Below are 18,814 nucleotides of genomic sequence, written 5' to 3' on the forward strand. Positions count from 1 at the left end.
CGGATGGTTCAGCACGCGATGGTCAGCGCGGCGGTGGCCCCATGTAGTGGATCGCCTTCTGGTCGGCGGTGGGCGTGATCTCGCGCGCCCAGTCGAACGCCGCGTTCTGATCATCCGCGGGGATGTCCGCGGTGAAGTATGTCGGTGCGCCGTCGAGAGCACCACCGGGCCGGACCGCCCAGCCGCCCGATTCCCTGGCCAGCACCCATTCGGCAGCAGTGCCGAGCGCCGGTTCGGGCGTTGGGCGGAGGGCACGGGCAACGGCCTCCGGGAGCGCTCTCCACCGAGATGCATACATGGTCAGCGGTCTGCGTCGGGGTCCGGAGGAGGCGTAACCGAGAATCCCCTTGCGAGGACGGCCGAGGACGCACATTCGCAGAACGTCAGCCACATGTCGCAGCGCAGCTGCTCGGGCGGACCGCTGCTCAATGGAGTTCGCAATTCTCGCCACCCTCGGCTTGGTCGGCGCATCCGCTCGAGACGGCTGACAGTGCGGCGATCAGACGCGCGGCCGACTGGCTTCTCACGCAGCCCTCCAACTGTCGACGCCAACAACAGTCACAGACAGTAGCCGTATCATCACAATGGCGTGATGCGTTGGGGTTACTGGTGGCTCTTCTCTGGCGAGAACTGCCGGAGAGCTCTTAAGAGGGCGAATCCATCGCGAAAATCCCTGGATGATCAGAAAAGCCCGGCCCCAAGTGATCTGGGTCCGGGCGTTTGCCTTGTCAGTGTGCGAGCCCCCAAACGGAATCGAACCGTTGACCTTCTCCTTACCATGGAGACGCTCTGCCGACTGAGCTATAGGGGCCTGTCCGGCGCTGCGGACAGGTGTAACCATACACGGCACTCAGCGATGATGCGAACTCGTCAGCCTCATCAGCCGACCGCCTCGTACCCCCGCTGAAACGGCAGATCGACGACCTCGCAGAGATCGGCCAGATCGACGTGACGGGCCACCTCCGCGACCGACACACAGTCGGCGACAGGAACCCCGTCCCGGCGCACCCGGAGCACCTGCCGGCCGTCACGCTCGGCGAGAACGACCTCGTAGCCGTCTATCCCGACCCATCGCCTGTCCATAGCGGCACACAGTAGCTCCTGGGTCTCTCAATTTCCGCTACGCGACAGGCGTTACACGCCATACCGAGTCGGTAGCGAACCGGACCAACCGAATCGCAGATGTTCCCGGGCGGGCCGGAAAGTGACCACCGTTCTCCTGAAGGTCCTCGGCCAGCGCCGTTTTCCCGCAATCGAGACCGGCATCTTCGAGCCCCACGCACCTAACGCACTCCCACGATCAAGGCATGCCTACCTCTCAATTGCCGAGCCGGCGAGAGAGACGGCATGAACCACCCCGGCCTCCCCTTGTCGTAAAATCGGGCGACTTCACGAGAGTGGTAAGGCTGTGGACATCCGAGTGCTGGGCCCGCTGGAGATCGTCGGCGACGACGGGCACTCGTGTCAGATCACGTCGCTGAAGCTGCGGGCGCTGGTGAGCACGCTGGTACTGGCGGAGGGGCGGCCGGTGGCCCCGGCCACGCTGATCGACCGGCTGTGGGGCGAGGAGCCGCCGGCCGAGGCACAGGCTTCGCTGCACTCGTACGTGTCCAACCTGCGCCGCCTGCTGGAGCCGGGACGCCAGGCCAGGGAGCAGAGCCGGTTGCTGACGTTCGGACCGGTGGGCTACACGCTGGCGATCGATCAGGAGCAGGTGGACACGACGCGTTTCCTGCGCCTGGTCAGGCAGGCCGAGCAGGCGGCCGAGCCCGCCGAGGCGGAGCGGCTGGCGAGCGAGGCGTTGGCGCTGTGGCGCGGGGAGCCGTACCAGGACCTGGACGATCAGGCGTACGTGGCCGCCATCAGGGCGCGGCTCACCGAGGCCCGGGAGCGGGCCCGCGAGCTGCGGGTGAGCGCGGTCATCCATCAGGACCGCCACGGCGAGTTGCTGGGCGAGCTGGAGGCCCTGACGTACGAGCACCCGCTGCGCGAACGGCTGTGGGCGCTGCGGGCGCTGGCGCTCTACCGGAGCGGTCGCCAGGGGGAGGCCCTGGAGACGCTGCGCACGGCGCGCCGGATCCTGGCCGAGGAGCTCGGCATCGACCCGGGCGAGGAGTTACGCGAGCTGGAACGCGACATCCTCGGCCAATCCCCCGTGCTGCTCCCCAACCGGCCGCCGCCGATCGAACCGCAGGTGGCCGAACGGGGGATCACGGGTCGGCGGGCGGAGCTGACCGCGCTGGACGGCTTGCTGGAAGCGGCGGCGGCGGGCCGAGCGGGGTTCTCGCTGATCACCGGAGAGCCGGGGATCGGCAAGACGCGGCTGGCTGAGGAACTGGTGAGCCGAGCCGGTGCCAGGGGTTTCACGGTCGCGGTAGGGCGGTGCGCGGCGACGGAGGGCGCGCCGGCGTTCTGGCCTTGGGTGACGGTGCTGGAGCGGCTGGCCGACACACTGCCGCCGCTGCCCGCCGACGTGCGGGCGAACCTGCCCGGAGTCGGCTCCGCGACCGGGACCGACCCCGAGGGCGCGAGGTTCCGCACCTACGAGGCCACGGCACGGGCCCTGACCGCGGGGCGGCGGCCGGTGCTGGTGGTGCTGGACGACCTGCACTGGGCGGACCGGTCCTCGCTGCGGCTGCTGAGCTACCTGGCAGAGTACGCGCTGAACGGCAGGCTGGCCGTGGTGGGCACGGCACGCGACTGGCCCCCGCCAGAGGGCGCGCTGGCAGAGGTGTTCGAAGCACTGTCGCGCCGGCAGGCGGTACGGCTGCCGCTGTCCGGCCTGTCGGCGTCCGACCTGGCCGAGCTGACCCCGGCGGGCACGGACGTGCGGGCGCTCAGGGACCGCACGAACGGCAACCCGTTCCTCGTCACGGAGCTGATGCGATACCTGGAAGCCGGATCGCCGGGCCGCGGCACGCTGCCGCTGGGCGCGCGGGACGTCGTGCTCGGCCGGGTGAACCGGCTTCCCGAGCCGTCCGCCGAGCTGTTGCGGGCGGCGGCGGTGGCCGGCCGGGAGTTCGACGTGGCGATCGTGGCCGAGGCCGCCGGGCTCGACCTGGACGCGACGCTGGACCGGCTGGAACCGGCCATGGCCGCCGGCCTGGTCGCGGAGGGGCGGCCCGGCCGGTTCCTGTTCGTGCACGCGCTGGTGCAGGAGGCGCTCACGGAGGTGGTGCCGGTGCTGCGCCGGGCCCGGCTGCACGCCGCCGTGGCCACCGCGCTCGAGTCGCGTACCGGCGGCTCGGCCTCCGACCGGTTGGCCGCCGCCGCCCACCACTGGTTCCAGGCGATCCCCGCGGGCCACACCGCGCGTGCCTGGCGGGCGGCGTGGCGGGCGGCCGAGGAGGCCAAACGGCTGCGCGCGTACGACGCGGCCGTCGAGCTGCTGGAGCGGGCCGAGCGGGTGGCCGAGGACGACCCCGATCTGGACCAGGCCGAGCGGATGGACCTGCTGTTCGCGCTGGCCGAGGCCAGGTTCGGGGCGGGCGACTCGCTGGGGCAGGAGGCCGAGCTGACACGGATCCGCCGCCTGGCCAAGCAGGAGGGCGACCGGCGGCGCTGGATCGAGGCCGCGACCGGGTACGGCGGCCGCATCCTGCAACCCTGGAAGGTCTACGGCGGCTACGACGCCGACCTGGTGGCGGACCTGATGGAGCTGGCCGCCGACGAGGGGCTGGAGCCGTTGGCCCGGGCCCGGGTGCTGGCCTGCCTGGCCCTCCAGACGTACTACCAGCCGGGGCGGGACCCGGCGGAGCGGGACCGGTGGAGCGCCGAGGCGGCGCGGCTGGCGCGTCAGGAGAACGACGCGACGCTGCTCGGCCGGGTGCTGTTCGCCCGCTACTACGCGCTGCTCGACCCCGACTCGGTGCACCAGCGGCTGGCGGCGGGCGAGGAGATGGCCCGCGCCGGGCTGGAGGCGGGCGACGACGAGCTGCGCACGATCGGGCTCACCTGCCAAGGTGGCACGCTGCTGGAGCTGTGCCGGGTGCGTGCGGCCCTGGACGTGCTGGCCGAGGCGGAGCGACTGATCGGCCGCACGCACATGCCGTACCTGCGCATCATGCTGGGCTGGCTGCGGCTCGGCGTCCTCGTCCACCGCGGCGACCTGGAGGCGGCCGAGTCGCTGCTCGCGGCCACCGCCGCCGAGCAGCGCGCCACTTCGATGTGGGGCGTGGAGACGAGCACGACCGGCGTCACGTACCAGGTCGCGCTCATGCGCCTGCGCCGCGGGACGGCGGACGCGGCGCAGCCGCCGCAGGACATCGCGCACGAGCAGCTCGACCAGTTCAACCCGGACGGGTACGCCCACTACCTGGTGGTCAGCGGCCGGCCGGCGGAGGCGCGGCAGGTGCTCGGACCGTGGGAGCGGCAACCACCGATGCCACGCACGTTCGTCTACCTGTTCTGGCTGGTCATCCGCTGCGAGGTCTGGGCGGCACTGGGCGACCGGCAGGCCTGCGCCGACCTGTACGAGGAGGCATTGCCGTACGCCGACCGGATGGGGATCGCCGGGCTGAGCATGTTGATGTGGCCGGTCAGCCGGTCGCTCGCGCAGCTGGCCGAGGCCCTCGGCGACACCGAGGCCGCGCGGCGGCACGCCGAGCACGCCGAGAGCGTGGAGCGGGAGCTGGGTCAGCCCCACAAATAAGCCGTACGCCGCTGGTAGCGGCCCCTGGCCAGGGTGCTGAGCAGCAGCAGCGGCCTGGGTGAGGTCTTGCGCAGGTGGGCCTCGACGTCGGCCGGCAGCTCGGAGGTGATCCAGCCGAGCAGCGTGATCAGGTTGCGGAGGCCGTACTGCTTCATGATCGCCTTGTGGGTCGCCGCGTCCTCCTCGGGCGTGATGTGGGCCATCATCAGCGGGATCCCGTCGGTCTCCTCGTGCGCCAGGTGCGCCCCGATGGTGTCGGCCAGCGCGCGCAGCGCGGTCATGAGCCGCTCGCGCCCCTGCTCGGACGGCCGGGCGTCGACCGCCTGGAAGACTTCGGTGCTCTCGCGGATCCAGTGGTCGCAGGCCTCATGCTCGGCCTCCAGCGCGTCGATGGTGCCGAGCGCCTGCGGCGCCCGCTCCCGCAGCCGCGGCCAGACCGTCTCGTCCTCAGAGGTGTGGTGGTGGTGCAGCACGAACAGCACCCACGCGTAGTGCTCGCGCAGGGCGGTGACGCGCCGCCGGTCGTCGAGGGGGACCCGGCCGATCGCGGTGAGCAGATGGCCGAGGTCGCGGCGGAAACCGTAGTGCGCCAGGTACATGTTGGTCATGTCGAGCGGCCCCGGCGCGACGGCGGCCTGACCGGGCAGCATGATCTGCGGGACGTTCGGGTGCGCGGCGGTACGCATGGTCGTGCTCCTTCTGCTCTGGAGAGGTGCCGTCATGGTGGCCGCTCGGTCTTGGGCGGTTCTGGAAGATCGGCTCCAAGAGCGGCTCAAGACCCGGTCATTAGCGTGTGCGGCCATGACACTCACGCTCCCCACCACGACGTTCCAGAGCTCCGTGGTGTGCGCCTACACCTCGCTCACCCGCGACGAGCGCCCCATCACCTGGCCCGTCACCCCGTACACCGGCCCCCGCGGCACGATCGACGTCAGCACCGGCCTGACCTATCCCGGCAAGGCCGAGCGGGCGCGCCGCGATCCGCGCGTCGCCCTGCTGTTCGAGGGCGACCCGGTGGTGCTGGTGCAGGGCCGCGCCACCGTCCGCGACGCCGACCTGCAGGCCAACACCGACCGGTACGTCCGCGACTCCCTGGTCAAGATCCCGGACGCCTTCTCGGGAATGCCGTGGTTTGTGGTCAAGCGCTTGACCTGGTACTTCGCGCGGATCTACGTCGAGGTGACCCCCGAGCGGATCACCTGGTGGCCCGGCGGTGACCTGACCGGCGATCCACTGTCCTGGACCTGCCCGCCCGGCACCACGGCCCCCGCCTCCGACCCGGCCCCGTCGGGCCCCCGCCTGCCCAGCCGCTCCGCGCCGCCCGCCGAGTGGCGCCCGTACGCCCGCCGGGCCCGCGATCTGGGCCGGCCGATCGTGTCGATGGTGGCGGACGGCCTGCCCGTGACCGTGCCCGCGCGCGCCTTCTCCCCCATCGCCACCGGGTACGAGCTGGACCTGCCCGCCGGTGTGGCCGCCGTGTCCGGCCCGGTCTGCCTGACCTTCCACCGGCACGATCCCGGCATGCGGTGGCAGGAGAACGTCGTACTGCTCGGCACCGCCACCGCCTGCGGCGACGACCGGCTCACCGTCGCGATCGACCGCGCGCTGCCCGACTGGAGCCTGCCCGAGGACCGCCGCGTGCGGACCCGTTCCTTTCTCGGCCACGGCAGACAGCTACGGCGCCGACTTCAGGCCGAGGCCGCCCGCCGCGCCCAGCCGGTGCCGAAGATCCGTCTCCCGGCTCGCTGATCGCGTTGGATCATTCGTAGCGGGCCCGGCGGGCGATCACCTCGAACCCGAGGTCCTGGAAGAGGGCGGCCGAGGCCGGGTTGTTGACGTTGACGTCCAAGAAGACCTCCGTCGCCCCGCGGGTGCGCATGCGGTCGAGCGCGGCGGCCGCGAGTGCCCGGGCGAGGCCGCGCCGCCGCCACCCGGGTACGGCGCCGACCTGGATCAGGAACCCCTCCGCGCACGCCACGAACCCGGCGGCCCCGCCCGCTCCGCGCGCCACCAGCGAACACTCGGGCAGGAACTCGTCGTCGACCAGCCAGTCCACCCACTCCTCCCGCGACCAGCCGGGGAAGCCGGGACGGTCGGCGAAGGACGCGGCGTAGGCCTCATAGAAGGACCCTTCGGTGTCCTGCGACCATTCCTCGATCTCCAGCTCCGGAGGGAAGGGGACGGCCGGAAGCGGAAGGGTCAGATCGCGGCGATAGACGTCCTCGGCGAACGTCTGCCGGAACCCGCGCGACACGAAGAGCGCATGGGCCTGCGGGGTCAGCGACTCGGTCTCCAGCCGGACCGGGCCCTTGATCAGCCGGTCGAGCAGGCCGGATCCCAGGCCGCGTCCCCGATGTTCCGGATCGACCAGGCCGGTCACCGCCGGCACGTCGCCCACGGGGCGCACGACCCCACAGGCGACCAGGCGGCCATCGGTGAACGCGCCCACCGCCGGCCCCGTGGTGTACCTGCGCTCCAGGAAGGACGGGGACGCGGTCGCCTGGGGCCCACCGTCGTGCGCCACGCACCGCTGGGCGAGATCGGCGACCGCCGGCAGATCCGCGGCGGACAGCGCGGCCCACTCGACGATCACTGTCGGCTCCTCTCAGGCATAGGTGATCTCGTACCACGGGAGGCGATCGCTCAATAGCGGTAGAAGCCCGCGAAATCCTTTTTCCGCCCGATGTCGTCGACGCGTACTGAGGCTCCGGTCTCGGGGGCGTTCATCATCTTTCCATTGCCCAGATAGATGCCTACATGGTGTGTCTTAACAGTGTTTTTCGTGATTTTTCCGAAGAAAACGAGGTCGCCCGGTACGGCGGAGCCGACCCGGCGCATCCGGCGCACGTGGGCGTCGGTGGTGCCGGGGCCGAGCACATCGAGACCGAAGGCCCGGGCATACACCCATCTGGTGAAACCCGAGCAGTCGAGCCCCCGCGTCGTGGCCGCCGGGCAGGGCCGGGTCTTTCCCCGATAGCCCTGGCACGTGCCCTTCGACGGCCCGGGATCCGAGCCGTGGCCGCCGCCCCAGGAGTAGACGACGCCCCGCTGCTCGATCTCGTACGCGATCCTGACGATCACCGAAGGGACGGGGTAGCGCAGGAGCGGCATCGAGGCGGTGGCGGTCACCAGGACGAGCGCGATCGCCACCCAACGCCATCGCGATCCCGGTGACTCCCGAAAAGATCTCGCTGACTCCCGAAAAGTAGGCATCGGGATTTATTCTGCTTTATCGGGAGGCCGCGTAGGCGGGCCGGCTTATCGGGCCGCGAGGACGAGCTTCACCGAGCCGACCGTGAAGCGCATGCCCACCTTCCCCTTGGCCTTGGGGTTCGTGGTGAAGGTCAGCGTGACCTTCTGGCCCTGCCGGAGCTCGGCGACGTCGCAGCGGACCGCCGTACCGCTGAAGTCGCAGCCCGATGCCGCGACCACCCGCTGGCCGCCGTACGCGCGGCCGGTCAGCTTGACGTGCGTGACGGTGACCGGGCCGGTGTTGGCCACGGTGACCGTGTAGGACTTCCGGTTCCTGGCCAGGCCGGAGACCGTCACCTCGGCGGCCGGGTTGGCCAGCTCCTCCAGCTCGGCCTCGGAGCCGTTGAAGGAGTTCTGGCCACCGGCCAGCGTGCCTTTCTCGGCCGACTGCCAGAAGGTGTGCCGCTCCCAGCCCTTGGGCAGCTCACCGGGGTCGCCGCCCCAGCGGGCCAGCCACAGCGGGTTGGCGCCGAACTTGCCGGAGTCGCCGGTGCACGTCTGCCACCAGGCCCGGGTGGTGTAGATGATCGCCCGGCGGCCGGTCTGCTCCCGGTACTTCGCGTTGAACGACTTGACCCAGGCGACCATGTCCTTCTGCGACAGGCCGTAGCAGCCGTCCTTGCCGTTCTTGTCCTTGTACGGGTTCTCCTCCAGGTCGAGCACCCCGGGCAAGGTCCGGCCGTCGATCTTCCAGTCGCCGCCGTTCTGCACGAAGAACTCGGCCTGGGCGGCGCCGTCGGACTCGTGCGGCTGCGCGAAATGGTAGGCCCCGCGGAACAGCCCGGCCTCCGCCGCGCCGCCGTACTGCGCGTCGAAGGAGGGGTTGCGGTAGTCGGTCCCCTCGGTGGCGTGCACGAACGCGAACTTCCCGCCACCGGACGCGACACTCGGCCAGTCGATCTCGCCGGTCCAGTTGCTGACGTCCACCCCGGCGACCCCGTCGGCGGCCCACGCGGTGCCGGTCATGCCGGCCGTGGCGACCGCCGCCAATAACAACAGACGTTTCACGCGGAAGATCATCTCGGAGCGCCACACGGGCTCGCAAGAAATCTCATATATCGATATAAAACCGCATTTCAGCGGCCAGAAAATCGTTATCCACAGCCTGTGCATGAAAGGGCGTCTCCGCAGGTCACAGCCGTATATGAACGTGACATTCGCGTTTGCCAAACCGGCTTTAACTGGCTCAAGCTGATGCTGATCCTCAATCGAGCCCCCGACCTGGGGTTTCTTCGCCATGCCCGGAGGAGAACGACCATGATCCACGCCCGGGGACTGACCCGAGTGTTCAAGCTGAAAAAAGAGTCCGTCGAAGCCGTACGCGGGATCGATCTCGACGTGGAGGCCGGCCGGCTGGTCGCCTTCCTCGGCCCGAACGGCGCAGGCAAGTCGACCACCCTCCGCATGCTGACCACCCTGCTGCCACCCACCTCCGGCACCGCCACCGTGGCGGGCCGGGACATCGCCCGCGACCCCGCCGGCGTGCGCGCCCGCATCGGGTACGTCGGCCAGAAGAACAGCGCCGGCGAGAACTTCCGCGCCCGCGACGAGCTCATCACCCAGGGCCGCTGCTACGGCCTGACCCCGGCGGAGGCGGGCAGGCGCGCCGACGAGCTGCTCGACCTGCTCGAACTGCGGCCACTGGCCCAGCGCAAGCCCGGCACGCTGTCGGGCGGCCAGCGCCGCCGCCTCGACATCGCGCTCGGCCTCGTCCACCGCCCGGGGCTGCTCTTCCTCGACGAACCGTCCACCGGCCTCGACCCCAAGAGCCGCGCCGACGTCTGGTCGCACATCCTGCGGCTGCGCGAGGCGTACGGCACGACGCTCTTCCTGACCACCCACTACCTCGAAGAGGCCGACAGCATGGCCGAACGCGTGGTGATCATCGACAACGGCGAGATCATCGCGGACGGCACCGCCGAGCGGCTCAAGAACGACCTGGCCGGCGACCGCATCACGATCACCATGGCGACCGAGCAGGAAGCGGCCATGGCCGCCCAGATCGCCGACGGCGAGATGACGGTCGAGACGGCAGCCGGTGCGGCGACCAAAGCGGTCGAGGTCCAGGGCACGACCGTGCGGCTGCGCGTCGCGAACGCGGCCGCGGCCCTGCCCGAATACCTGCGCACGCTGGAGGCGGCCGGCGTCAAGGTCGTCACCGCCGAGACCGCACGCCCGACCCTCGACGACGTGTTCCTCACCCTTACCGGGAGAAGCCTCACCGATGACGACCTTCCTGCGTGACACCGCGACCGTCCTCACCCGCGAAGCCATCCCCGCCCTGCGCGAGCCCGCCGGGCTGCTGTTCTCGATGGGGCAGCCGCTGCTGTTCCTGTTCCTGTTCGGCTCGCTGCTCGACGGGGCGGTCGGCTCGTCGTGGCAGTGGTTCGTGCCCGGGATCCTGGTCATGATGTGCCTGTCGGGGCCCATGGCCGCGGGCTACCTGATGCTGGTCGAGTTGCTCGGCGGTTCGATGGAGCGCCTCATGGTGACCCCGCTGAACCGTACGGCCATGCTGGTCGGCCGGACGCTGAAGGAGATGGCGGTCCTGCTCTGCCAGGCCGTGCTGATCATCCTGCTGGCGATCCCGCTGGGCTTCCGGCTGTATCCGGTCGGGGTGCTGGCCGGGCTCGCGATGCTCATCACGCTGGGTGTCGGGCTCGGCGCGCTGTCGTTCGTCCTCGCGATCAAGTCTGCGCCCAGCGGCACCCTGTTCTACATGGTCACCCAGGTGGTGATGTTCCCGGTCCTGCTGCTGTCCGGGGTGCTGCTGCCCGTGGAGTCGGGGCCCGAGTGGCTGCGGGTGGTCGGCCGGATCAACCCGATCTCGTACGTCGTCGACGCCCAGCGCGCCCTCTTCTCGGGCGATCTCACCGACCCGTCCATCCTGTACGGCACGGCGGCCACCTGCCTCATCGCCGCTCTGGGCCTCTGGCTGGGCAACCGGGCGATGAGACGCGGCGTCTAGGGACTGATCGCCAGGAACAGGAACGCGGCGAACAGCACCAGATGTACGCCGCTCTGCAGCAGCGTCGCCCGCCCCGGCACCACGGTGAGCGTCGTGACGATGAAGGTCAGTCCCAGCAGCACCAGGTGCGTGGCGCCGAGGCCGAGCAACAGCGGCCCCTTCAGCCAGATGGAGGCCACCGCGATGGCCGGTATCGTCAGCCCGATGCTGGCCATCGCCGAGCCCAGGGCCAGGTTGAGGCTGATCTGGATCTGGTCGCGCCGGGCCGCCCGAACGGCGGCGATGGTCTCCGGCAGCAGCACCAGCAGCGCGATCACCACGCCGACGACCGCCTGGGGCAGCCCGGCCGACGAGACCGCCAGCTCGATCACCGGCGACTCGACCTTGGCCAGGCCGACGACCGCCACCAGCGCCACCAGCAGCAGCCCGAGGCTGATCATGGTGGCCCGCGCCGACGGCCGTGGCGCGTGCTCCTCGGCGGTGGCGGCCGTGCCCTCGGTGGTGACCGGCAGGAAGTAGTCGCGGTGCCGTACGGTCTGAGTCAGCACGAACAGCCCGTACAGCAGGAGCGACACCACCGCCGCGAACCCGAGCTGCGCGGGAGAGAAGGCGGGCCCCTTGGCACTCGTGGTGAACGTCGGCAGCGCGAGGCTGAGCGTGCTCAGCGTGGCGACCGTCGCCAGCGCGCCGCCCGTGCCCTCGGCGTTGAAGACCGCCACCCTGCGCCGGAGCGTGCCGCTGAGCAGCGACAGCCCGACGATGCCGTTACAGGTGATCATGACTGCGGCGAACACCGTGTCGCGGGCCAGCGACGCCGAATGCTCGCCACCTGAGATCATCAGGCTGACGATCAGCGCCACCTCGATCACCGTCACGGCCACGGCCAGCACCAGCGATCCGAACGGCTCGCCCACCCGGTGCGCGATGACCTCGGCGTGGTGCACGGCGGCCAGTACGGCGCCGGCGAGCAGGACGGCCAGGATGACCGCCAGGACGAACGGGAGTTCACTCCCCCATGACAGCGCCAGAGCGAGGAGCGCCAGCAGGGGGACCGCGACCATCCACCATCGCGCTAGGTAACGGAGCATATACAGAATGCTGCCCAATCTTCCGGAGTTACTACCGATCATGCCCTGTCATCCCTTTTGGGGGAAATAGACCATGGATCAGGTGATCGCGACACAGACCGCACCGTGGATCCCCATGCCGCACCGGCTGGAGGTCGTCCTGTCCCCCCGGCTGCCACCCACCGGAGAGATCACCACGGCCTTCGCCGTCGTCCGGGACGACGCCGACAGGATGCTGCTGACCTGCGTCGATCGGGAGGGGCGCGGCTGGGACATGCCCGGCGGGCACCTCGAACCCGGCGAATCCCCCGTGGACGCCGCCGTCCGCGAGCTGGCCGAGGAGACCGGGCTGGTGCTGGCGGCGGAGGAGCTCTCCGTTTTCGCGTGGCTGCGGATCGAACTGACGGGGCCGGTGCCCGAGGGGTACCGCTACGGGGCGCTGACGAATCTGGTGATGTTCCAGGCGCGGCTCGACTCCCCTGGGCCCGACGTGCGGCCCCCTCCAGAGTCGGAGAGCACGAGCGCCGCCTGGCTTCCGGCCGAGGAGGTGGAACGGCTCTGCGGCGGGCAGAGCTGGCTGATCGCGTACCGGACGCTGTAGCCGTTGCAGACGCTTCGTTAAACGGAATAATCTCATCCCATGCCCAGGGGAACCTCAGAAGTCAGCGAGCCGATGTACTTCGTGCTGACCGCGCTGCGCGGCGGCCCGTTGCACGGACACGCGATCAGCAAGTCGATCAAGGAGCTGTCCGGCGGCCGGGTCCAGCCCTCGGTCGGCACGCTCTACGGCATCCTGGAGCGGCTCAACGAGCGGGGCGTGATCGCCGTGGACCGCGAGGAGACGGTCAACGGTCGCAACAGGCGCTATTTCAGGATCACCGATGAGGGCCAGGCGCTGGTGGAGACCGAGGCCCGGCGCATGCAGGAGGCCGCGTCGCTCGTCCTGCGGCCGACCACGTTCGCGCTCCTCGGCTCGCGCCCGACCGCATGACGGCGCTCGAACGGCGCTACCGCAGGCTGCTGCTGGCCTACCCGAGGCAGTACCGCGTGGCGCACGGCGACGAGCTGCTCGACGTCCTGCTCGACTCCGCCGATCCTGGGCAGTCATCCCCGGTGTTCAAGGAGGCGTGGGGGCTGCTCCGGGGCGGCGTGCGCGCCCGCATCACCCACCAGGCGACGGGCAGCGCGTGGGCGGACGGCCTGCACCTCGGGATCACGGCGGTCTCGGCGGCGAACCTGGCCGCGTTGCTGCCGTACACGGGTTCATTACCGCTGTGGACGCTGCTGTCGGCGCTCGCGCTGCTGGCGGTCATGCGCGGATGGGTGTGGCCGGCGTTGGCGCTCACCTTCGTCACCGGGGTCAAGGCGTTCGCGATCGCCGGCGGCTGGGCGCTTCTGGACCTCACCCTTCTGCCGGTGTACCCGTCGGCGCTCACCGACCGCCCCCTGTTCGAGACCAGCAGCCCGGTCGTGGTGGCCGCGGACTACGGGGTCGCGCTCGTCGGGCTGGCGGTGCTGATCTGGCGGCGGCATCGGCCGCGGGTCCGGTCATGGTGGTGGTTCGCGGCGGCGGTGGCGGCCTCGTGGGCGGGCCCTTCGTGGCTGCCGGAGGACACGTGGTTCCCGATCAGCCTGAGCAAGATGGCCGTCGAGGCGGTGGCGCTGGGACTGGCCGTGGCGGGCGCGTACCTGGCGCGCGACCCGCGCTGGGCGCTGGCCGCTGGCATCTACCTGCTGGTCACGTCGGGTGACCTGGGCCTGCACGCGGACGAACTCACCAGGCAGCACCTCGCCTACTGGGGCGTCCTGGTCGTGCTGACCCTGGCGACCGCGTTCGCGCCCTATCGGCAGCGCAGGCACTGCCTGGATTGACCATGCTCTGTTAAACGGAGTATGGTCACCTGCCATGCTCAAGAGATCCCCTCTTGCTCCTGTCGTGGCACTGGCCGCACTGGTCGTACTCGGCGGGTGCGGGGGCACCACCGAGAACGCGCCGGAACCATCCCAAGCCGCGGCGGCCAAGGACAAGAAGCATCAGCTCGAATCGGTCAAAGCCGACTGCATGAAGCAGAAGGGCTTCAAGTACGTCGCCTACGTCCAGCCGCCGAAGCAGGACAGCGAGGACGACAAAGCCCGCGACATCGGCGACTACCAAGCAATGCGGAAATATCGCGAAAAATACGGGTTCGGGGTGTTCGCGATGCACGTCTACCCCAAGGAGATGGGGAACCCGGCCGTCAAGCCCGACAAGCCAGAGATCAACCCCAACTGGGAGATCCAGAATTCGCTGTCCAAGGCCCAGTCGACGGCCTACCGGAAGGCGACGGACAGCTGCATGATCGAGGCGGCCAAGAAGGTCCTCGGCAAGACCTTGAAGTCGATGGACGACTACTTCAACCAGCAGAACCGGGCTTCCGAGCAGGCCCTTGCCAGGATGGTCAACAGTGACCCCAAGCTGATCGAGCTTGCCTCCGCCATGGCCGGCTGCCTCAAGGGCAAGGGCTACCCGATCGGCAAGACCACGCCCATGGCCATGTCCCGCCAGGGGCAGGAAACGTTCCTCGTCCAGGAGGACAAGCTGGGCAGGCAGCAGCTTGACGACGTGCCCGATGTCGCGCCGCCGGTCAAGGAGGGCGAGATGAGGATGACCTACGCCCCCACGCTCACCCCGGAGGAGGCCAGGCCCTACCTGACTAAGGAGATCAAGGCGGCCCTCGACGACCTGGAGTGCGGCAAGGACTTCTACCCGGCGTACCTGCCCAAGGACGCGGCCGTCACCCGGCAGGTCAACGAAGAATTCGGCATGTGAGGCACGGTGAAGTCGCCCCGCAGGATGCTCGCCTTCGTCATCGCGGGCGTCGTGGTCATCGCCGCAGCCGGCTGGGTCGTGAGCACCCGCCTGCGGTCCCCGGCCGACGAGGCCGCCCGCCGTACCGCGCCGAAGGCGTCGCTCGTCACCGCCGCCGTCGAGCGCCGCAAGCTGGTCAGCACGATCGTGGTCAGCGGCACCCTCGCTTACGGCTCGCCGGTGCCCCTCACCCTTGCCGGGGTGGTCGGCGGCACCTCTGAGCTGCAGCGGGTCACCCGGGCACCGCGTCAGGGCAGGCTGGCGGAAGGAGCGGTGTTCATGGAGGTGAACGGGCGCCCGGTGTTCGCGCTGCGGGGCTCCGTGCCGATGCACCGCACGATCGGGCCGGGCACCGAGGGCAAGGACGTCAAGCAGCTCCAGAAGGCGCTGCGCCGGCTCGGGTTCGGCGGTCCCGCCTCGGGGGCGTTCGACGGGGCCACGATCGCCGCCGTCACCCGGATGTACAAGAAGAAGGGGTACGAGGCCCAGCAGCCCACGCTGGCCGACCGGCAGGCCTACGACCAGTTGCGCAAGGCCGTACAGACCGCGCGGGAAACCCTCGCGACCGAGAAGCAGGCGCTCGACCAGGGGCGTGACGTACTGCCGCTGAAGGTCAAGCTGGCCAACGCCAAGACGGACCTGAAGTCGGCGCGAGCCGCGCTGAAGGAGGCGGAAGGGCAGCGGCTCACCCCGGAGGACGACGCCAAGCTGGCCACCGCCGACACGACCGTACGCGCGGCCGAGGAGAAGCTGCTCGAAGCCGAGCAGGCGCTCACCGCGGCCAGATCCCAGCCGACCGCCACCCCGACGGCTACCCCCGCGCCTCAGACGACGACGGACACGAGCCTGCTGGAGCTGAGGGTGGACAACGCCAGGGCCGAGCTGGAGCAGGCGCGTGAGGCGTACGGACGCATCATGGAGGAGGCGCGGCAGGCTCGCGCCAAGCTGCTGGAGGAGCTGCGCAAGGCCGTGCGCACGGCGAACGACGGGCTGGTCACGGCCCAGCAGGCGCTGCGCCAGGCCCGGCAGCTCTCCCCCACCAAGCTCAAGGTGGCCGACGCGGCCAAGGACGTGGCGGCGGCCAGGTCGCTGCTGGCCGAGTTCAGCCGGACCTACGGCACGGCGATCCCCCCGGGCGAGGTCGTGTTCCTGCCGAAACTGCCCGCCCGGGTGCAGAAGACCGGGGTGAAGGCGGGCCAGGCCGTCGAGAACGAGGTCGCGACGGTGACCAGCTCGACGTTCATGGTGACGGGGACGGTCGAGACCGCGGAGTCCGACCTGCTCCGCGCGGGCATGAGCGCGGTCATCGAGCTCGACTCGGGCAAGACGTACCCGGCGACGCTCACCGCGGTCGGCGAGAAGGCCACGGTGCCCGGCCAGGAGAAGGCCGCCGACAACACGCAACCGGTCCTGCTCACGCCGAGCTCGATGAAGGGGCTCAAGGGCCTGTCGGGCACCGCGGTCACGGCCAGGGTGACGGTGGGGGCGACCGAGGAGCCGGTGCTGGTGGTCCCGGTGGCCGCGGTCGTCACGGGGGCCGACGGCAAGGCGCGCGTGCAGGTGGAGTACGCCACGGACAAGACCAAGGAGGTCCAGGTCCGCACCGGCCTGACCGCCGACGGAAACGTCGAGGTCAGCGGCACGCTCCACGAAGGCGACCGGGTGGTGGTCGGCGATGCCTGAGCAGGTGATCGAGCTGACCGCCGTACGCAGGGACTACCCCGCCGAGCCGCCGGTCCGCGCGCTCGACGACGTCTCGCTCGGGGTGGCGCGCGGCGACTACCTGGCGATCGTGGGCCCGTCGGGCTCCGGCAAGTCCACCCTGCTCAACGTCCTCGGCCTGCTGGATCGGCCCAGCTCGGGCAGCTATCGCCTGGACGGCATCGAGACCACCGCCCTGCGGGACGGTGCCAGGACCAGGCTGCGCGGCGACCGCATCGGCTTCGTCTTCCAGTCCTTCCACCTGCTGGCCCACCGCAGCGTCGTGGAGAACGTGATGCTCGCGGAGATCTACGGCGGGCACCCGCGCAAGGGCAGGCGCGAGCGAGCCCTGACGGCGCTGGACCGGGTCGGGCTCAGCCACCGCGTGAACTTCTTGCCCGACCGCCTGTCCGGCGGCGAACGCCAGCGCGCGGCCATGGCCAGGGCCCTGATGGGCGGGCCGTCCCTGCTGCTGTGCGACGAGCCCACCGGCAACCTCGACAGCCGCAACACCGGGGCGGTGCTCGACCTGTTCGACGAGCTGCGCGAGCAGGGGCTGACGATCGTGGTCATCACGCACGAGCGGGAGGTCAGCACGCGGGCCGGACGCCGGGTGAAGATCACCGACGGCGTGCTGGTGGAGGAGGCGTGATGCACGTACGAGACCTGGCCGGCGAGGCGGTCGCGGGCATGCTCGCCAGGCCGGTGCGCTCCGCGCTCACCACGCTCGGCACCGTGCTGGGCATCACCACGCTGGTCATCACGCTCGGCGTGGCCGCCACCGCGGGCAACCAGATCGTCGGGCGCTTCGACGAGCTGGTCGCCACGGCCATCACGGTGGAGGTGCCCGAGAACGCGAACGCGCCGCTGGTCGCCTGGGACTCGCTCGAACGGCTGACCAGGCTGCGCGGCGTGGTCTCCGCGGCGGCGGTGGCCGAGAGCAAGGACAGCTCCAACCTGTCCGTACGCTCCAACGACATCGTCGACCCGACCAGCGTCACCACGCAGACCCTGACCGTGCTGGCCGCCACCACCGGCCTGCCCGAGGCCGCAAGGGGCCGGATCGTGCAGGGCAGGTTCTACGACGCAGGTCACATCCGGCGCGCGGACCGGGTGGCCGTCCTCGGCGACCAGGCGGCCAAGATGCTCGGCATCACCCGCCTCGACCGGGCTCCGGCGATCTTCATCGGCAGGCACGCGTACACGGTCATCGGCATCCTCGGCGACCTGCGCCGCGAACGGAACCTGAGCACCGCCGTCATGGTGCCGCCCACGGTGGGCAAGCAGTTCGGACTACGTGACGTGACCAGGGTGCTGGTCAACACCAGCCTGGGCGCCGCCGACCTGATCGCCGGGCAGGCGCCGGACGCGCTCTCCCCCGGCAACGGCGACATGCTCCAGGTGGTCGCCCCGCCCAGCCCCACCAGAGCGCGCGACCAGGCGCAGGACGACGTCAACGCGCTCTTCCTGATCCTCGGCCTGGTCTCGCTCGTGGTGGGCGCGGTCGGCATCGCCAACGTCACGCTCGTCACCGTGATGGAACGCGTCGCCGAGATCGGCCTGCGCCGCTCGCTCGGCGCGGCCCGCCGGCACATCGCCGCCCAGTTCCTGCTGGAGTCGACGCTGATCGGGCTGGCCGGCGGCGTGATCGGCGCGAGCGTCGGCGTGGTCGCCGTCGTCGCCGTCTCGGCCGCCAAGCAGTGGACGCCCCTCCTTGACGTACGGCTGGCGATCGGGGCCCCCATCGCCGGAGCCGTGGTGGGCCTGCTGGCCGGGCTGTACCCGGCACTGCGCGCGGCCAGAATGGAGCCGGTGGACGCGCTCAGGTAGCCTTTTCGATCATGACGCCGACCCCTGGCATCACGCTCACCGTGTGCCCGCCCCTCACCGACCACGACCTCAACGACCTCTTCGCGGCCTCCTGGCCCGGCCACGACGACACCTCGTTCGCCCGCACACTTGACCACAGCCTCTGCTGGATCGCCGCCCATCGCGGGGACCGGCTGGTCGGCTTCGTGAACGTCGCCACGGACGGCGGCGTCCACGCCTTCATCCTGGACACCACCGTGCATCCCTCGGAGCGCAGAGCGGGGCTCGGGGTGCTCCTGGTCCGCGCGGCCGCTGACGAGGCGAAGTCTCGCGGCGCCGACTGGCTGCACGTGGACTACGAACCCCATCTCGAAGGCTTTTACGCCCAGTGCGGCTTCCGCCCCACGCCGGCGGGATTGATGCAGCTCTGACGTCCTGCGTGGATGCTAGGGTCCCGTTGGACACCGTGTTCGGTCGGCGAGTTCTGGAGGTGCGGGGGCTGAGATCCGTGAGCCGTT

General features: G+C 70.5%; 19 protein-coding genes and 1 tRNA gene. 12 read left to right on the forward strand and 8 right to left on the reverse strand.

All coding sequences use genetic code 11. The features are described 5' to 3' along the window. Positions 1-22: 22 nt before the first annotated feature. The 3 genes from AB0B91_RS50990 to AB0B91_RS51000 form a co-directional block, all read right to left on the reverse strand. On the reverse strand, positions 23-298 hold the full coding sequence (locus AB0B91_RS50990) for a hypothetical protein (RefSeq protein WP_358337573.1): 276 nt from the start codon (positions 296-298) through the stop codon (positions 23-25). Between the two features lie 440 nt (positions 299-738). Then, positions 739-811: transfer RNA gene (locus tag AB0B91_RS50995), tRNA-Thr, on the reverse strand. 68 nt (positions 812-879) lie between these two features. Beyond that, positions 880-1,083 carry a transposase gene (locus AB0B91_RS51000; RefSeq protein WP_214640437.1) on the reverse strand — a complete coding sequence of 68 codons (204 nt, stop codon included), beginning with the start codon at positions 1,081-1,083 and terminating at the stop codon, positions 880-882. Positions 1,084-1,408: 325 nt separating this feature from the next. On the opposite strand from AB0B91_RS51000, the gene AB0B91_RS51005 reads away from it, so the two are divergent. Next, positions 1,409-4,651 carry a BTAD domain-containing putative transcriptional regulator gene (locus AB0B91_RS51005; protein WP_358337576.1) on the forward strand — a complete coding sequence of 1,081 codons (3,243 nt, stop codon included), beginning with the start codon at positions 1,409-1,411 and terminating at the stop codon, positions 4,649-4,651. On the opposite strand, the gene AB0B91_RS51010 is transcribed toward AB0B91_RS51005, so the two are convergent. Continuing rightward, the gene (locus AB0B91_RS51010; protein WP_358337579.1) at positions 4,636-5,337 is read right to left on the reverse strand and encodes a hemerythrin domain-containing protein; all 702 of its coding nucleotides are present in this window, start codon (positions 5,335-5,337) and stop codon (positions 4,636-4,638) included. The genes AB0B91_RS51005 and AB0B91_RS51010 overlap by 16 nt on opposite strands. 115 nt (positions 5,338-5,452) lie before the next feature. Here AB0B91_RS51010 and AB0B91_RS51015 point away from each other — a divergent pair, with 115 nt between their 5' ends. Next, on the forward strand, positions 5,453-6,400 hold the full coding sequence (locus AB0B91_RS51015; RefSeq protein WP_358337581.1) for a hypothetical protein: 948 nt from the start codon (positions 5,453-5,455) through the stop codon (positions 6,398-6,400). Between the two features lie 10 nt (positions 6,401-6,410). Here the strand turns inward: AB0B91_RS51015 and AB0B91_RS51020 are convergent, their stop codons facing one another. The 3 genes from AB0B91_RS51020 to AB0B91_RS51030 form a co-directional block, all read right to left on the reverse strand. Continuing rightward, positions 6,411-7,244 (reverse strand): GNAT family N-acetyltransferase, encoded by an 834-nt coding sequence (locus AB0B91_RS51020; protein ID WP_358337584.1) that lies wholly within the window; start codon positions 7,242-7,244, stop codon positions 6,411-6,413. A 50-nt stretch (positions 7,245-7,294) separates the two neighbouring features. After that, positions 7,295-7,780 carry a C40 family peptidase gene (locus AB0B91_RS51025; protein ID WP_358337587.1) on the reverse strand — a complete coding sequence of 162 codons (486 nt, stop codon included), beginning with the start codon at positions 7,778-7,780 and terminating at the stop codon, positions 7,295-7,297. A gap of 129 nt (positions 7,781-7,909) precedes the next feature. Next, positions 7,910-8,911, reverse strand: coding sequence for a lysozyme (locus AB0B91_RS51030; protein ID WP_358337590.1), 1,002 nt, complete (start codon positions 8,909-8,911; stop codon positions 7,910-7,912). Positions 8,912-9,160: 249 nt separating this feature from the next. Between AB0B91_RS51030 and AB0B91_RS51035 the strand changes: the two genes are divergently transcribed. Both AB0B91_RS51035 and AB0B91_RS51040 read left to right on the forward strand, forming a co-directional pair. Then, on the forward strand, positions 9,161-10,147 hold the full coding sequence (locus tag AB0B91_RS51035; protein WP_358337593.1) for an ATP-binding cassette domain-containing protein: 987 nt from the start codon (positions 9,161-9,163) through the stop codon (positions 10,145-10,147). Continuing rightward, entirely contained in the window at positions 10,128-10,871 is a 744-nt protein-coding gene (locus tag AB0B91_RS51040) for an ABC transporter permease (RefSeq protein ID WP_358337596.1), read from the forward strand. The genes AB0B91_RS51035 and AB0B91_RS51040 overlap by 20 nt, the downstream gene beginning before the upstream one ends. On the opposite strand, the gene AB0B91_RS51045 is transcribed toward AB0B91_RS51040, so the two are convergent. Further along, positions 10,868-11,959, reverse strand: a complete 1,092-nt coding sequence (locus AB0B91_RS51045; protein WP_358337599.1) for a hypothetical protein — start codon at positions 11,957-11,959, stop codon at positions 10,868-10,870. The two genes, AB0B91_RS51040 and AB0B91_RS51045, sit on opposite strands and share 4 nt — an antisense overlap. Before the next feature lie 82 nt (positions 11,960-12,041). On the opposite strand from AB0B91_RS51045, the gene AB0B91_RS51050 reads away from it, so the two are divergent. The 8 genes from AB0B91_RS51050 to AB0B91_RS51085 are packed head-to-tail and all read left to right on the forward strand — an operon-like array spanning position 12,042 to position 18,727. Beyond that, the gene (locus AB0B91_RS51050; protein ID WP_358337602.1) at positions 12,042-12,539 is read left to right on the forward strand and encodes an NUDIX hydrolase; all 498 of its coding nucleotides are present in this window, start codon (positions 12,042-12,044) and stop codon (positions 12,537-12,539) included. 39 nt (positions 12,540-12,578) lie between these two features. Further along, positions 12,579-12,929 (forward strand): PadR family transcriptional regulator, encoded by a 351-nt coding sequence (locus AB0B91_RS51055; RefSeq protein WP_358337605.1) that lies wholly within the window; start codon positions 12,579-12,581, stop codon positions 12,927-12,929. Then, entirely contained in the window at positions 12,926-13,810 is an 885-nt protein-coding gene (locus AB0B91_RS51060) for a hypothetical protein (protein ID WP_358337607.1), read from the forward strand. Before AB0B91_RS51055 ends, AB0B91_RS51060 begins: the two co-directional genes overlap by 4 nt. Before the next feature lie 34 nt (positions 13,811-13,844). Continuing rightward, positions 13,845-14,747 carry a hypothetical protein gene (locus tag AB0B91_RS51065; protein ID WP_358337609.1) on the forward strand — a complete coding sequence of 301 codons (903 nt, stop codon included), beginning with the start codon at positions 13,845-13,847 and terminating at the stop codon, positions 14,745-14,747. A gap of 6 nt (positions 14,748-14,753) precedes the next feature. After that, the gene (locus AB0B91_RS51070; protein WP_358337612.1) at positions 14,754-16,469 is read left to right on the forward strand and encodes a peptidoglycan-binding protein; all 1,716 of its coding nucleotides are present in this window, start codon (positions 14,754-14,756) and stop codon (positions 16,467-16,469) included. Next, on the forward strand, positions 16,462-17,139 hold the full coding sequence (locus AB0B91_RS51075; protein ID WP_358337615.1) for an ABC transporter ATP-binding protein: 678 nt from the start codon (positions 16,462-16,464) through the stop codon (positions 17,137-17,139). Before AB0B91_RS51070 ends, AB0B91_RS51075 begins: the two co-directional genes overlap by 8 nt. Continuing rightward, the gene (locus tag AB0B91_RS51080; protein WP_358337617.1) at positions 17,139-18,317 is read left to right on the forward strand and encodes an ABC transporter permease; all 1,179 of its coding nucleotides are present in this window, start codon (positions 17,139-17,141) and stop codon (positions 18,315-18,317) included. The genes AB0B91_RS51075 and AB0B91_RS51080 overlap by 1 nt, the downstream gene beginning before the upstream one ends. An 11-nt stretch (positions 18,318-18,328) precedes the next feature. After that, positions 18,329-18,727, forward strand: coding sequence for a GNAT family N-acetyltransferase (locus AB0B91_RS51085; RefSeq protein WP_358337620.1), 399 nt, complete (start codon positions 18,329-18,331; stop codon positions 18,725-18,727). Positions 18,728-18,814 lie beyond the last annotated feature (87 nt).

It is taken from the genome of Nonomuraea sp. NPDC049141, from assembly GCF_040648415.1.
Taxonomy (GTDB): Bacteria; Actinomycetota; Actinomycetes; order Streptosporangiales; family Streptosporangiaceae; genus Nonomuraea.

What these genes read in the sequence shown, in the direction of transcription:
- AB0B91_RS51010 (WP_358337579.1), bottom strand. Translation starts at nt 5,337, where the DNA reads ATGCGTACCGCCGCGCACCCGAACGTCCCGCAGATCATGCTGCCCGGT.
- AB0B91_RS51040 (WP_358337596.1), top strand. Translation starts at nt 10,128, where the DNA reads ATGACGACCTTCCTGCGTGACACCGCGACCGTCCTCACCCGCGAAGCC.
- AB0B91_RS50990 (WP_358337573.1), bottom strand. Translation starts at nt 298, where the DNA reads ATGTATGCATCTCGGTGGAGAGCGCTCCCGGAGGCCGTTGCCCGTGCC.
- AB0B91_RS51060 (WP_358337607.1), top strand. Translation starts at nt 12,926, where the DNA reads ATGACGGCGCTCGAACGGCGCTACCGCAGGCTGCTGCTGGCCTACCCG.
- AB0B91_RS51065 (WP_358337609.1), top strand. Translation starts at nt 13,845, where the DNA reads ATGCTCAAGAGATCCCCTCTTGCTCCTGTCGTGGCACTGGCCGCACTG.
- AB0B91_RS51085 (WP_358337620.1), top strand. Translation starts at nt 18,329, where the DNA reads ATGACGCCGACCCCTGGCATCACGCTCACCGTGTGCCCGCCCCTCACC.
- AB0B91_RS51000 (WP_214640437.1), bottom strand. Translation starts at nt 1,083, where the DNA reads ATGGACAGGCGATGGGTCGGGATAGACGGCTACGAGGTCGTTCTCGCC.
- AB0B91_RS51055 (WP_358337605.1), top strand. Translation starts at nt 12,579, where the DNA reads ATGCCCAGGGGAACCTCAGAAGTCAGCGAGCCGATGTACTTCGTGCTG.
- AB0B91_RS51045 (WP_358337599.1), bottom strand. Translation starts at nt 11,959, where the DNA reads ATGCTCCGTTACCTAGCGCGATGGTGGATGGTCGCGGTCCCCCTGCTG.
- AB0B91_RS51075 (WP_358337615.1), top strand. Translation starts at nt 16,462, where the DNA reads ATGCCTGAGCAGGTGATCGAGCTGACCGCCGTACGCAGGGACTACCCC.
- AB0B91_RS51035 (WP_358337593.1), top strand. Translation starts at nt 9,161, where the DNA reads ATGATCCACGCCCGGGGACTGACCCGAGTGTTCAAGCTGAAAAAAGAG.
- AB0B91_RS51080 (WP_358337617.1), top strand. Translation starts at nt 17,139, where the DNA reads ATGCACGTACGAGACCTGGCCGGCGAGGCGGTCGCGGGCATGCTCGCC.
- AB0B91_RS51015 (WP_358337581.1), top strand. Translation starts at nt 5,453, where the DNA reads ATGACACTCACGCTCCCCACCACGACGTTCCAGAGCTCCGTGGTGTGC.